A 12259-nucleotide genomic window follows, 5' to 3' on the forward strand; every position below is an offset into this window, starting at 1 on the left:
CCGAAAAATCACCTTGATCACGGGGATTCTCCGAGGTGAGCGAGTTGTTCGCCTCGACTGGCGGGATTAATCAATCAATTCCGGTCAACCACAGATCGGCCGGTACGGCGTCGCGGGCAGGTAGGCCGCCCACTCCGCCCGGCCGAGCCCGCGCCCGACCTCGCGGCAGATCCGCGCCGCGGCCCGGCCCGGATCGAGCGACCACCGGATGATCCGGTTGTCGTTCCCTCCAGAGAGGAGATCCCCGTCGGCCGTGAACGCCAGGGCGTGCACCGGCGCCCCGTGCCCGCTGAGCACCGCCATCGGCACCAGGGACGCCAGATCCCACACGATGATCGTGCGATCGGACCCGGCCGAGGCCAGCCACCGCCCGTCCCGGCTGAACGCGACCACCTCGACCGTCCCGGTGTGGCCGACCAGGCCGGCGGTCTCCTCGCCGGTCGCCGAATCCAGCAGTTTCACCGTATGGTCGGCGCCCGCGGTCGCGATGACCGCTCCCGACGGGCTGAAGGCGACGTCCAGGATCGCGCCCTGCCCGGTGCCCGTCCGGTAGCGCGGCGCGTTCGCCCCCGGATCCCAGACGGTCAGCACGCCGGAGGGGCCGGTCGCGGCGAGCAGCCGTCCGTCCGGCGCGTAGCTCACCCCGGTCGCGAAGACGGTGGGCGGCGGGAACGGGGCGGGGTCGAGCCGGCCGCCGGAACCGGGCGTCCACCGGAACAGGCCGAGCGCGGCGGCCACCAGGCTCCCGCCGCGCGGATGGTAGGCCAGGTCCGTGGAGGCCCCCAGCCCGTCATAACGAAGTGTGGTGATCTTCTTGCCCCGGGCCGGATCCCAGAGGACCACCTGGTGGTCGCGGGTCACCGCCGCCAGGCTCGTCCCGCCCGGGCCGAAGGCGACGGCCTCGGCGTGGTCGGTGAGATCGTCCAGCCGGCGGAGCGGGTTGCCCGCGCCGTCCCACAGCCGCACTGTGCCGTCACTGCCCGCGGAGGCGATGACCGAACCGTCCGGACTGGTCTCGACCGCGTTGACGGCCGCGCTGTGCCCGCCGAACGGCGGCAGCACCGGCTCCCGCACCACGATCGTCCCGCCGAACCCGGCCGAGACCAGGCGGCGGCCGTCCGGGCTGAGCGCCACCGTCAGCGTCTCGGCCCGAGTCCGATCCTGATAGGTCTCGATCAACTCGTTCCGCCGGTAGTCCCAGACGGTGATCAGGCCGTTCTCGTCGGCCAGCGCGATCCGGTCCCCCACCGGGGCCGAGATGTTCCACGCGTACGGCGTCAGCTTCGGCAGCGCGCTCACTTCGACCGGCCGCTCCCGATCGAGGTCCCAGAACCGCACGCCCAGCCGTTCGGCGGCGGTGACCAGCAGCCGCCCTGGCCCGAAGGCCACCCGGTGGACGAAGGCGGCGGGGATGGCGGGGCGCCGCCGCCCGGTGGCCGCCTCCCAGACCACCGGCCCGTCCTGCCCTCCCGAGGTGGAGACCAGCAGGGCCCCGTCGTGACTGAAGGCCAGACCGATGACGACGGTTGGATGGCCGCGGAGCACCCGGTGGGTGCCGTCGCGCAGGTTCCACACCTCGATCCGGCCGCGGCCGGTCCCGAACGCCAGCGACGTTCCGTCCGGGCTGATCGCCATCGCGTCCGTGACCTCGTCGGCGGCCCGCCGGAAGACCTCCCGTCCGGTGTCCGGATCCCGCGCCACCACCAGGCCCGCGGTCGGCGGCCGCCCCGGCCGCCGGCCCAGCGAGGCCAGCACCCGGCCGTCGCCGGTGTAGGCGACCCGGCGGACCAGCATGGGGTCGGCGGGGTCCACATGTTCGGTGAAGGTCCTGACCACCGCGCGTCCGGCCGGATCCCACAATTTGACCAGGCCGTCGGCCCCGCCCGTGGCCAGCAGCCCGCCGCGCGGGTCCGGGGCCGTCTCGAAGATCGAGGCGCCGCCGGTGTTCAGCTCGATCCGACGGCGGGCGGCGGATGCGGCGCTGATCAGGCCGCCTGTGGTCTCGGCGTCCTGGCTCAGGCCGTACGCGGCGAGGGCCAGCAGTCCCGCCAGGTCGGGGTCGGTGCCCAGCAGGTCGCGGGCCCGCAACGACACCTGGTGCGAGTCGGCCACGTTCCGCTGGCGCTCGGCCTCCCCGCCCTGCCGCAACGCCACGCCTCCCGCCGCCACGGCGGCCAGCAGCAGCACCGCCATCACCGCCACCGAGCGGGCGAGCAGGCGCGTCCTGCGCCGTTCCAGACCACGGCTGGCCTGCAGGAAGGACGCCTCCAGCTGGTTCAGCTCGGCCGGGTGGTCGGCCGCCCAGGCCACGGCCACGGCCAGCTGCGCGCCCCGGTAGAGCGCGCCGGAGTCGCGGCGCAGGTCCTGCCAGCGGTACGCGGCGTCGGTGAGCCGCCGGTGGGTGAGCAGGTTGGCGCGGTCGTCGGTGAGCCAGCGGTGCAGCCGGGGCCAGGCCCGGATCAGCGCCTCGTGGGCCACCTCCACCGACTCCTCACCGAGCACCACCAAGCGGGCGTCGGCCAGCCGGGCCAGCACGCCGGCGACGGCCTGGGGGTCGCCGACGCCGTCCAGTTCGGCGCGGGCGATCGGGCGGCGGGTGTCCTCGGTGCCGTCGCCGAGGGCGGTGAGCCGGAGGAAGATCCGGCGGGCCGGCTGCCGATGCGCGGCGTCGAGCTCGCCGTACGCGCGTTCCGCGCTCTGGGCGATGGCGCCCTTGACCCCGCCGGTCGCCTGATAGGCGGCGAGCGTCAGCCGCTCGCCGGTCCGGTTCCGCCAGGTTTCCTGTAAAGCGTGGGAGAGCAGCGGCAGCGCGCCCGGCTCGGCTTCGGTGTCGGCCAGCACGGTGGCGAGCAGGTCCGGATCCACGGTGAGCCCGGCTCGGGCGGCGGGCAGCAGCACGATCTCCCGGATTTCGCCGGTGACGGGCGGCCCGACCACGAGCTGGGCGTCCGCCATGAGCGCCACCAGGCGGGGATCCAGGTGGCCGATGAAGTCGGCGCGCACGCCGAGCACGACCGTGGTGCGCCGCTCGGAGCCGAGCGCCAGGTCGAGCAGGGCGGCCACGAAGGCGCGTCGTTCGCCGTCGTCGGCGCAGAGCGTGAACACCTCCTCGAACTGGTCCACGACCAGCAGCGCGCGGCCCTCGTCCGGGAGCGCGCCGCGCACGGCGATGTCCAGGGTGGCGGGATCCTCGGCGAGTTCCTCGCGGAGCCGGTGCACGTCCAGGCCGGACAGCTTCGCCACCTGGCCGGCCAGCGCGTCCAGGGGGTGGGCGGTGGGGGTGGTGAGCATGGTCCGCCAGCGGGGGTCACCGCTCAGCGCGCCCATCAGCCCGGCCCGCAGCAGCGACGACTTGCCGCTCCCCGAAGCGCCGAAGACGGTGATCACGGACTGCCGGTCGGCCAGCTCGCGAAGGCGTTCGAGCAGCCGGTCACGGCCGAAGAACCAGTCGCCATGCTCCGGCTGGAAGGTCATCAGCCCCTGGTACGGGCAGGGCGGCTCCGGCTCCCAGTCCTGGTGGTCCGGCGTTTCGGCCGCCGCCCGCCAGCGCGCCCGCCACTCCTCCTCGTCTCCGCCGAGGGCGCGGACGTAGGCGAGGGTCACCTCCAGGGAGGGCAGCCGCTCGCCGTTGGCGGCGCCGGAGAGTGTGCTGGCGGAGTAGTGGGCCAGCCGCGCCAGCCGCCGGTAGCTCATCCGGCCGGTCCGCTCGCGCAGCTGCCGCAGCTGCCAGGCGAAGGCCTGAACCGGGCCGTCCGCCGGATCGAGCGGACGTTCCGGTCTCCCCATGACCGCCTCCGCCGTCTGTTTGGTCCCCTTGATCATCGTATGACGCGCGAGACAACCAACCACACCCGACGTACTGTCGTCCAGGGGTTACACGAAGCGCTGGATGAAGCCCGGGGCGCCGTCGATGCGCTCCCACCGGCGTTCCCCGTCGTGGAAGTGGTCGGTCGGCGCCAGACCGACGTGGGAGGCGACCGCCATCGACGCGTGGTGGTCTGGATGGATGTGCGCCCGCAGGTGGCGTACGCCGCGCGTGGTCAGCTCCTCGACCAGCAGCCGGGCGGCCTCGCGGGCGTACCCGTGACCTTGCCAGGGCAGCCCGACCACCCAGGCGATCTCGGCTCCCCCATCGGCGACGGTCGCCTGCACGGTGCCGATCGCCTGGTTGTCGCTTCGACGGCGGATGATCCAGTTGAGCCACTCCTGCCGCCCGTCGGGGGAACGACCGGCCGCGAGCCTGGCGTACCGGCTGCGCAGTTCGGTCAGGGTTGGCGGCCTGCCGCCGATGAAGGCGTACAGATCCTGCCCCGCCAGGACTTCCACCATGTCGTCGGCATCGCCCACCGCCAGCGGAACCAAGATCACCCGATCGTCCGTGTGCAGGGTGTAGGTCCAGCCGGGCTGCCAGGCGAACGGCGCATCAACCAGGTCCTCCAGCGCGGCGCCGGTAAGCAGATGGTCCAGGGCCCATCGATTGGCCGAGTGGGCGATAACCAGGATTCGCGCTCCGTCCCACATCGTCGCGATGTCGCGCAGAAAGTCGCGGGTCTGCTCGACAACCTGCCGATAGCTCTGCCCGCCCGGCCACGGCACGTCGACGTGCGCGGCCCGTCCAGCGGCCAGCCGCGCGACCGGCATACCGTTCCCGCCGCCGTAATCACACTCCCGCAACCGGATATCGGTCCGAATGGGGATGGCACTGCCCGCGAAGGCGATCTCAGCCGTCTGCACCGCCCGCCACAGATCCGAACTGAACACCACGGCCAAACCATCGCCACGACGACGCTCCCCCAACTCCATCGCCAACTCCCGGCCACGCGACGACAACTCCCCCGGCAACCATCCAGTCGCGATCCCTGCCTCGTTATCGGTCGTGATCGAATGCGTCTCATACACGATCGTCACCGCCACGCATCCGCCCCCTCGGTCAATACATCTCCGAACGGTGTACCAGCAGACAGCGCTCCTGCCGACTAGAACCTGACCGTACGCGAACAGGCGAGGACGGTGACATGAGAGACAGGGCTTCACGAGCTCCGGCCGGAGCCGGTCTGGGCCTCGGTGCGGGGACGCGTGTATGAGCCACCCGCATGATCTCCAACTGCCGGTTGTCAAGCCCACTACCAGCGGTGGCTTCCCGCTGCTGACGCACAGTTGTGGATTTGTCGTTTTGAGATAGGAATGCCTGGCTGGAACGCTCCTTGTCGGCTGGTACGGGGGTTGCCACGCTCGACTCGTCAGCCGGACCCAGCCACGGGGGCGCCACATGGCGGTGTTTGACGGTCAGGACATGCGAGATTATCTCGAGCGGGTCTCCCGCCAGCCCTTGGTCAGAGCAATCCGGGATCAAGGCGTAGAGCTGCTGAAGGTAACCCCGGGAGAGCGCGTCCTGGACGCCGGTTGCGGTCCCGGCGACATGGCCGCGCGCTTCGCCGACCTCGGCGCCTCCGTGACGGCGATGGACCACGACCCCGCGATGGTCGGAGTGGCCGGCGACATCCCCGGCATCACCGCGGTGACGGCCGACCTCGCCACCCTCGACCGGCCGGGCGAATTCGATGTCATCTGGTCGGAACGGGTCCTCCAGCACGTCCACGATCCCGACCAGATCGTCGGTAACCTCGTCAGGGCCCTCGCTCCCGGCGGCCGCATCTGCCTGGTCGACGTCGACTGGACCGGCCTGGTGGTCGACGGAGTCGACGACGACCTCACCGACCAAGTGCTCGGCGTGTTCCGCACGGTGGTCGCCAACCCCTCGATGGGACGTACCCTCCGGCGTCGCCTGGTCCGGCACGGCGTCGTGAAGACCGAGGTCAAAGCCTTCCTCGGGGTGTCTACCGAGCTGGCCGACGCGGCGGCGGTCATCCCCGTGCTCGACGAACGGGTGATCCCCGGCCCCGCTGCCTGGTTCTCCGCTCTGCGGGCGGCCGACGAGAAGGGGGAGTTCCTCACCGCCCTGCCCGTCTATCTCGTCCTGGGGTCGGCATGATGACCTTCGAGGTGTACCCGCCTTGCGCGGACTTCGGCGCCGAAGCCTGGCACCGGGAGCTCCTGGAGTTCCGCGGCCGGGTCCTGCGGTCCATCGGCGTCGCGGGCACGGTCGACGTCGACGACCACGACGGGCTGGCGTACCACCTGATCGCCCGCGCCCTGGACGGCGCGATCGCCGGGGCGGCTCGGCTGGCCCCGCTGGAGGACCTGCGCCCGAGCCGGGTGCTGACGCTGGAGCCGCAGGCGGCCGACATCCTGCGCCGGGACGGGCTCACCTCCTCCGACGTGCTCGAAGGTGGCCGCTGGATGGTCGACGAGCGACACCGGCGCGGCGGGGTGGGCTGGTCGCTGGTGCTGGCGGGCGCTGTCCTTTCGGTGCGGCTGGGCCGCAAACTGGCCTGGGTGCTCGCCGGTACGGCCCGCGGCCAGGACCTGCTCCTCACGAAGAACGGTTTCCGCGCCGCCTCCGACCGGGTGCATGCGATGCCCGGCGTGGGGGATCAGGTGCGCCTGCTGACGGTCCGGCCCGACCGGCTGCTTGAGGGCCAGGAGGAGCCAGAGCTGGACTACGTGGACGTGTATTGACCCCCTTCATGGGGCAGATGGTTACGCTGATTGGTGTCCGACCCATTCCGGGATCCGAGCGGAAGTGCTCCCGTGATGTCTCTACCCCTCCCACCGATGGGCCGGGCACCAGCGCCAGCTTCGCCAAGCGTGGGCGAGAGCTGGTCATGGGCGTGACCCAGGAGCGGCTGGAGCGGTTCGAGGCCAACCGCCGGCGCCTGTTCGGGGTGGCCTACCGGCTGCTCGGGGAGGCGTCCGAGGCCGAGGACGTGGTGCAGGACGCCTACATACGCTGGCAACGGAGCGACTACGCGGTCTCGCCGGAGGCGTGGCTGACCAAAGTTGTCACCAACCTGTGCCTGGACCGGCTCACCTCGGCGCGGGCGCAGCGGGAGCGCTACGTCGGGCCGTGGCTGCCCGAGCCGGTCGTCACCGGCGGCGGGCTCGATCCGCTGGAGACCGTGGAGCAGCGGGAGTTGCTGTCGCTGGGGATGCTGGTGCTGCTGGAGCGGCTCACCCCGCCGGAGCGAGCGGTGTTCGTGCTGCGTGAGGCGTTCGGTCACAGCCACCGCGAAATCGCGGAGATTCTGGAGGCGAACGAGCCGCACGTCCGGCAGCTGTACCGCCGGGCGCAGCAGCATGTCGCCGCGGCGCGCAAGCGGTTCACCGCCCCGCCCGGGCAGCGCCGCGAGCTCCTGGAACGGTTCCTGGAGGCCACCCTGGGCGGCGACGTGCCGGCGTTGGAGCGGATGCTGGCCGAGGACGTGGTCGCCTGGGCCGACGGCGGCGGCAAGGCGCCGGCGATGCGGCGTCCGGTGGTCGGCCGGGAGCAGGTCCTGCGCTACCTGCTCGCTCTGAGCGAGTACGCGCAGCGGCTCCGCCTGACGCCGGACGTGGTGAACGGAGAGCCCGCCTTCGTGACGTACCTGGACGGCCAGCTGTCCGGGGTCACCGTCCCCGAGTTCGACGGCGACCGCATCGTCGCCATCCGCACCATTACCAACCCGGACAAGCTGGCCTTCTTCGCGAAGCAGAAAATGTGATTGTTTCTCTGGTCGCGTTGTCACGAATCGCCCCCATCGCCCGTTCAACCGGCGACGTAGACGACGGGAGAACATTCATGACGACGACACCGCACATCGCGGTCCTGGGTGCCGGATACACCGGCGTGGCGGCCGCCAAGCTGCTCGCCAAGCGCACCGGCGCGACCGTCACGGTGGTCAACAACCGTGACCGGTTCGTGGAGCGGATGCGCAACCACCAGCTCGCCTCCGGCCGGCAGGTGCGCCACCTGCCACTGCACGACCTGTTCAAGAGCACCGGCATCCGGCTGATCATCGATCAGGTCACGCGCATCGACACGGAGGGAAGGCGGGTGGAGCTGGCGAGCGGCGCCGAGCCGGTCGGCTACGACCTGCTGGTGTACGCGCTGGGCAGCCACGCCGACCTGGACGCGGTCCCCGGCGCGGCCGAGCACGCCAACGCCGTCGCCGTCGCCGAGCGGGCCGAGCGGCTGCGCGATCAGATGCGCACCGCCGATACGGTCGCCGTGGTCGGGGCCGGGCCGACCGGCCTGGAGACGGCCACCGCGCTGGCCGAGACCTACCCCGGCCGCACGGTACGGCTGGTCACCAGCGGAGCACTGGGCGAGGCGCTGTCCGAGCGCGGCCGGGAGTACCTGCACCGCGCCCTCGGCCGCCTCGGCATCCAGGTGTGGGAGCACGCCAAGGTCGCCAAGGTCGACGCGGACGGCCTGCTGCTGGAGGACGGCACGCACGTCGCCGCCGGCACGGTGGCGTGGACCGCCGGCTTCAAGGTCCCGGAGCTGGCGCGAGAGGCCGGACTGGCCGTGGACGACCGCGGCCGCATGCTCGTGGACGGAACCTTGCGCTCGCGGTCGCACCCGGAGGTCTACGGCATCGGCGACGCCGCGGCCGCGCACACCCAGCACGGACAGGTGCTGCGCATGGGTTGCGGCCCCGGCGGGCTGGCGGCCGCGTGCGCCTTCCATGCGATCACCGCCCGCCTGGCCGGGCGTACCCCCAAGCCGCTGCGCGTCAAGGCCGACGCCCTGTGCATCAGCCTCGGCCAGTGGGACGGCCTCCTCCAGCCCACCGACCTCGACGGCAGCCCGCGCGGGAAGGTGCGCACCGGCCCTCCGGTCGCGATGATCAAGAAGGCCGTCCTCGGCGTCACCGGGTGGTACAACCTTCGCTACCCCACCCTGGTCGTGGCCGGTGCCAGGCAGGGGTGACGCTCGCCCGGATCCGTCGACGTGGCCGACGACGCCTCCCCCGGCCGTAACCAGGCCCTTGTGGACCAGGTGCGCGCGCTGGCCTGGCCTCAAGGGTGGCGGAAGAGCTGACGATCCCGGGCTGACGCCCGGCGAACATGTCGCGCACTCATGGACCAGTTCCATCAAAACAGTTTGATGTATCATGCGGGCATGGCATCATCCGGGCAAGCCGTCCTGCCGCCGTTCGTCCGGTTGGCCGCCCACGAGGTGCGCTGGCGGCTGCTAGGCGAGCTGGCGCGTAGCGACCTGCGCGTGCGAGAACTCGTCACCCTTGTCGGCGAGCCGCAGAACCTGGTGTCCTACCATCTGCGGCTGCTGCGCTCCGCCGGGCTGGTCAACGCCCGCCGCAGCAGCTTCGACGGCCGCGATAGCTACTACCACCTGGACCTGGAGCGCTGTGTTGACGCGCTGGCCGCCGCCGGTGCCGCCCTGCACCCCGCGCTGCGCCTGCTTCCCCCTGAGCCGACGCTCCCGGCCAGAGCCTCGGCGGCGCCCTCCGTGCTGTTCATGTGCACCGGTAACAGCGCCCGATCGCCCATCGCCGAGGCCCTGCTGCGGCACCGCGTCGGCAGCCGCGCCGAGGTGACCAGCGCCGGCAGTCACCCCAAAGCGCGCCTGCACCCCCACGCCGTGCGCGTGCTGCGCCAGCGGTACGGCATCGACATCGCCGGCCGGCGTCCACGGCATCTGGACACGATGACCAGCCGACGCTTCGACTACGTGATCAGCCTGTGCGACAAGGTCCGCGAGGTCTGCCCCGACTTCGACGACCACCCGCAACGCCTGCACTGGAGCATTCCCGACCCCGGCGCCATCAGCAGCGACGACGCGTTCGACCGTACCGCCTCGGAGATCGACACCCGTATCCGGTACCTGCAACCCATCCTTTTCCGGGAGGTCCAGCCATGACAGCAGCCGACCAGGTCGCCAGCGTCCGCTACATCGTCGACGACGTCCAAGCGGCCATCGACTTCTACACCACTCACCTCGGATTCACCCTGAACTTCAGCGCCGCGCCCGCTTTCGCCGACGTGGTACGCGGGCCTCTGCGCTTGTTGCTGTCCGGACCCACCAGCTCCGGCGCCCGCGCCACCCCCGACCAGGCCGTCGCGGGCCGCAACCGCATCCACCTGGTCGTCGACGACCTGGACACCGAGATCGCCCGGCTGCGCGACGCGGGCCTGCCGTTCCACAGCGACGTGGTCACCGGCCCCGGCGGACGCCAAATCCTGCTCGCCGACCCCGCCGGCAACCTGATCGAACTGTTTCAGCCCGCTCACCGGCCCGCGCCCACCCCCTGAGCGACTCCGCTACGAGAGGGCCTCGCATCCCTGACTCAGTGCGACCCCGCCGGGCACCGCTGCGGTTACTCCCCGCCGTCGATCGGCAGCGGATAGGCCCGTATCCCACGGTTGTCATAGGGACCTTCACCCGGAAGGTCAGATCAGCACCAGCACGGAACGCAGGCCGATGTAGCACGCCACCGCCACCAGCACCAGGGTGAGCGCCCGGGAGAGCCGGTGCGGGCTGACGCGGGACACGATGTGGGCGCCGCCCAGGCAGCCGGCCACCGACGCCGCGGCGAACCCGAGCAGGACGGCCCAGTCGAGGTTCACGTCTTGGCCGGCCCTGGCCAGCAGGGCCACCATGCTGTTGATCATGATGACCAGCAGCGAGGTTCCGACGGCGACCGGCATCGGCAGCCGGAACACCAGCGCCAGCACGGGTACGGTGAGAAAGCCGCCGCCCACCCCGAGGAACCCGGTGACGAGGCCGATCACGGTGGCCGTGCCGATGATGACGAGCGTCCGCGACCACGACGGCGGATGCGGTGACGGCGCCGCCACAGCGGTCGCGGGAGCGAACCGGTGCAGGGCGAGCGCGGCCACGAGCAACAGACCGACGTACGCGGACAGCAGCAGCTGTGCGTCCACCGCGGCCGACAGCCACGAGCCGAGCGCCGAACCAGGGATGCCGAACAGGCCCAGCGTCAACCCCGCGGGCACGTCGACCTGGCCGGCCCGGCGGTGTGCCAGGACCCCGGCGGCCGCGCCGGCGCCGACCACGATCAACGAGCCGGTGGTGGCCGGGTACGGGTCCATCCCGAACAGGTACACCAGCGCGGGCACGCTGAGCACCGAGCCACCGCTCCCCAGGGCGCCGAGGCCGAACCCGATGACCAATCCGGCCACCACGGCCAGCACGACCATGCCGGCACCGCTCAACGGGTCGCATGGCGGGGAGCGGAATCGTACGCGACGGGCAGGCCCGCGGCGGCCGCCCGATCGAAGTCGTCGTCCACGGCGACCACCTGACGCCCCGCGACGACCAGCATCGAAGCGGCGATGGCGGCGCGGTAGCCGCTGGCGCAGTGCACCCAGATCTCACCGCCGGGCAGGTCTGCCCGCCGGGCCGCGAGCAGGTGCAGCGGGACGTGCACCGCGTCGGCCAGGCGGGCGGCGGCCCACTCGTCGCGCTGCCGCACGTCCACGACCAGCACGGGCCGGTGGGCGCGAACCGCGGCCAGGTCGGCGAACGTCGCCAGGGCGAACCGGGACAGCTCGCCCCCGCCGGCCCACTCCCGGGGCGTGCCCGCCGACGCCGCGGCCGGCCGGTCGATGCCGATCCGGACCAGTTCCCGCTGGGCCTCGGCCAGTTCGGCCGGGGTTGGGGCGAGCAGCGTCACCGGCGTGTTCCCGGGGACGAGCCAGCCCACCTGGGTGGCGAAAGAGCCGTCCAGCCCGACGTTCACCGTGCCCCGCAGGTGGCCGGCCGCGAAGGCGGTGCGGGTGCGCAGGTCCACCACCCACTCGCCGGCCGCCAACCGCCGGCGTAGCTCGGCGGGGGTAGCCGGCCGGAGCGGGGACAGGTCGGGTGGGGGCGGGCCCGCCGCGTTCAGCGCCGCCATGCGGGTGTAGTACGCCGGCCACTCGGTCAGCCCGGCGAGCAGTCCGGCGACGAACCCCTCCTCGTCCTGGGTCAGCGCGGCGTTGGCCACGCGCTCGCGGCCAACGGTCGAGGTGTCCGCCCCGCCGGCGCCCACCGCGCAGTAGCTGCCGAAGCCGTGCGTCGGGTAGACGACGGTCTGGTCGGGTAACCGACCGGCGAGCCGGCGCACCGAGGCGTACTGCCGGCGGGCCAGGGTGTGGGTGTGCCGCGGGCCGAGCAGATCCGGCCGGCCCACCGCGCCGTACAGCAGCGAGCCGCCGCTGAACACGCCCGCCGGCCGGCCGTCGGCCAGCAGCACGTACGACAGGTGGGTGAAGGTGTGCCCGGGGGTGGCCACCACCCGTACGGCCAGGTCGCCGACCTCGACGACATCGCCGTCGCGCACCGGGACGTGCGGAAAGGACACCTCGTCGGCCGCGTTGACGTGGTACGCCGCGCCGGTATGGCGGGCGAGGG

10 protein-coding genes are annotated in these 12259 nt (G+C 72.2%); 6 read left to right on the plus strand and 4 right to left on the minus strand.

The window, feature by feature from the left end:
• Positions 1–84: 84 nt before the first annotated feature.
• The gene (locus tag Amac_RS03285; protein WP_155352792.1) at positions 85–3786 is read right to left on the minus strand and encodes an nSTAND1 domain-containing NTPase; all 3702 of its coding nucleotides are present in this window, start codon (positions 3784–3786) and stop codon (positions 85–87) included.
• A gap of 87 nt (positions 3787–3873) precedes the next feature.
• Entirely contained in the window at positions 3874–4908 is a 1035-nt protein-coding gene (locus tag Amac_RS55840) for a GNAT family N-acetyltransferase (protein ID WP_246268055.1), read from the minus strand.
• A 385-nt stretch (positions 4909–5293) separates the two neighbouring features.
• Between Amac_RS55840 and Amac_RS03295 the strand changes: the two genes are divergently transcribed.
• The 6 genes from Amac_RS03295 (at position 5294) to Amac_RS03320 (ending at position 10155) form a co-directional block, all read left to right on the plus strand.
• Positions 5294–5992 carry a methyltransferase domain-containing protein gene (locus Amac_RS03295; protein ID WP_170322285.1) on the plus strand — a complete coding sequence of 233 codons (699 nt, stop codon included), beginning with the start codon at positions 5294–5296 and terminating at the stop codon, positions 5990–5992.
• Positions 5989–6579, plus strand: a complete 591-nt coding sequence (locus Amac_RS03300; RefSeq protein WP_155352795.1) for a GNAT family N-acyltransferase — start codon at positions 5989–5991, stop codon at positions 6577–6579. The genes Amac_RS03295 and Amac_RS03300 overlap by 4 nt, the downstream gene beginning before the upstream one ends.
• A 146-nt stretch (positions 6580–6725) precedes the next feature.
• Complete coding sequence (locus Amac_RS03305; RefSeq protein WP_155352796.1) at positions 6726–7601, plus strand: RNA polymerase sigma-70 factor; 876 nt, start codon at positions 6726–6728, stop codon at positions 7599–7601.
• A 77-nt stretch (positions 7602–7678) separates the two neighbouring features.
• Positions 7679–8812: an NAD(P)/FAD-dependent oxidoreductase gene (locus Amac_RS03310; protein WP_155352797.1), complete on the plus strand. Its 1134-nt coding sequence runs from the start codon at positions 7679–7681 to the stop codon at positions 8810–8812.
• 192 nt (positions 8813–9004) lie between these two features.
• Positions 9005–9763 carry an arsenate reductase/protein-tyrosine-phosphatase family protein gene (locus Amac_RS03315; protein ID WP_155352798.1) on the plus strand — a complete coding sequence of 253 codons (759 nt, stop codon included), beginning with the start codon at positions 9005–9007 and terminating at the stop codon, positions 9761–9763.
• Positions 9760–10155: a VOC family protein gene (locus Amac_RS03320; protein WP_155352799.1), complete on the plus strand. Its 396-nt coding sequence runs from the start codon at positions 9760–9762 to the stop codon at positions 10153–10155. Before Amac_RS03315 ends, Amac_RS03320 begins: the two co-directional genes overlap by 4 nt.
• Positions 10156–10293: 138 nt before the next feature.
• On the opposite strand, the gene Amac_RS03325 is transcribed toward Amac_RS03320, so the two are convergent.
• Together Amac_RS03325 and Amac_RS03330 are read right to left on the minus strand one after the other, a co-directional pair.
• Positions 10294–11064 carry a sulfite exporter TauE/SafE family protein gene (locus Amac_RS03325; RefSeq protein ID WP_155352800.1) on the minus strand — a complete coding sequence of 257 codons (771 nt, stop codon included), beginning with the start codon at positions 11062–11064 and terminating at the stop codon, positions 10294–10296.
• Between the two features lie 11 nt (positions 11065–11075).
• Positions 11076–12259, minus strand: a 1184-nt coding sequence (locus Amac_RS03330; RefSeq protein WP_170322286.1) for a rhodanese-like domain-containing protein, incomplete at its 5' end; no start/stop codon positions are given.

It is taken from the genome of Acrocarpospora macrocephala (genome assembly GCF_009687865.1).
GTDB lineage: Bacteria > Actinomycetota > Actinomycetes > Streptosporangiales > Streptosporangiaceae > Acrocarpospora > Acrocarpospora macrocephala.

Coding starts and splice junctions, on each gene's coding strand:
- Amac_RS03285 (WP_155352792.1), bottom strand. CDS start 3,786: ATGGGGAGACCGGAACGTCCGCTCGATCCGGCGGACGGCCCGGTTCAG.
- Amac_RS03295 (WP_170322285.1), top strand. CDS start 5,294: ATGCGAGATTATCTCGAGCGGGTCTCCCGCCAGCCCTTGGTCAGAGCA.
- Amac_RS03300 (WP_155352795.1), top strand. CDS start 5,989: ATGATGACCTTCGAGGTGTACCCGCCTTGCGCGGACTTCGGCGCCGAA.
- Amac_RS03305 (WP_155352796.1), top strand. CDS start 6,726: ATGGGCGTGACCCAGGAGCGGCTGGAGCGGTTCGAGGCCAACCGCCGG.
- Amac_RS03310 (WP_155352797.1), top strand. CDS start 7,679: ATGACGACGACACCGCACATCGCGGTCCTGGGTGCCGGATACACCGGC.
- Amac_RS03315 (WP_155352798.1), top strand. CDS start 9,005: ATGGCATCATCCGGGCAAGCCGTCCTGCCGCCGTTCGTCCGGTTGGCC.
- Amac_RS03320 (WP_155352799.1), top strand. CDS start 9,760: ATGACAGCAGCCGACCAGGTCGCCAGCGTCCGCTACATCGTCGACGAC.
- Amac_RS03325 (WP_155352800.1), bottom strand. CDS start 11,064: ATGGTCGTGCTGGCCGTGGTGGCCGGATTGGTCATCGGGTTCGGCCTC.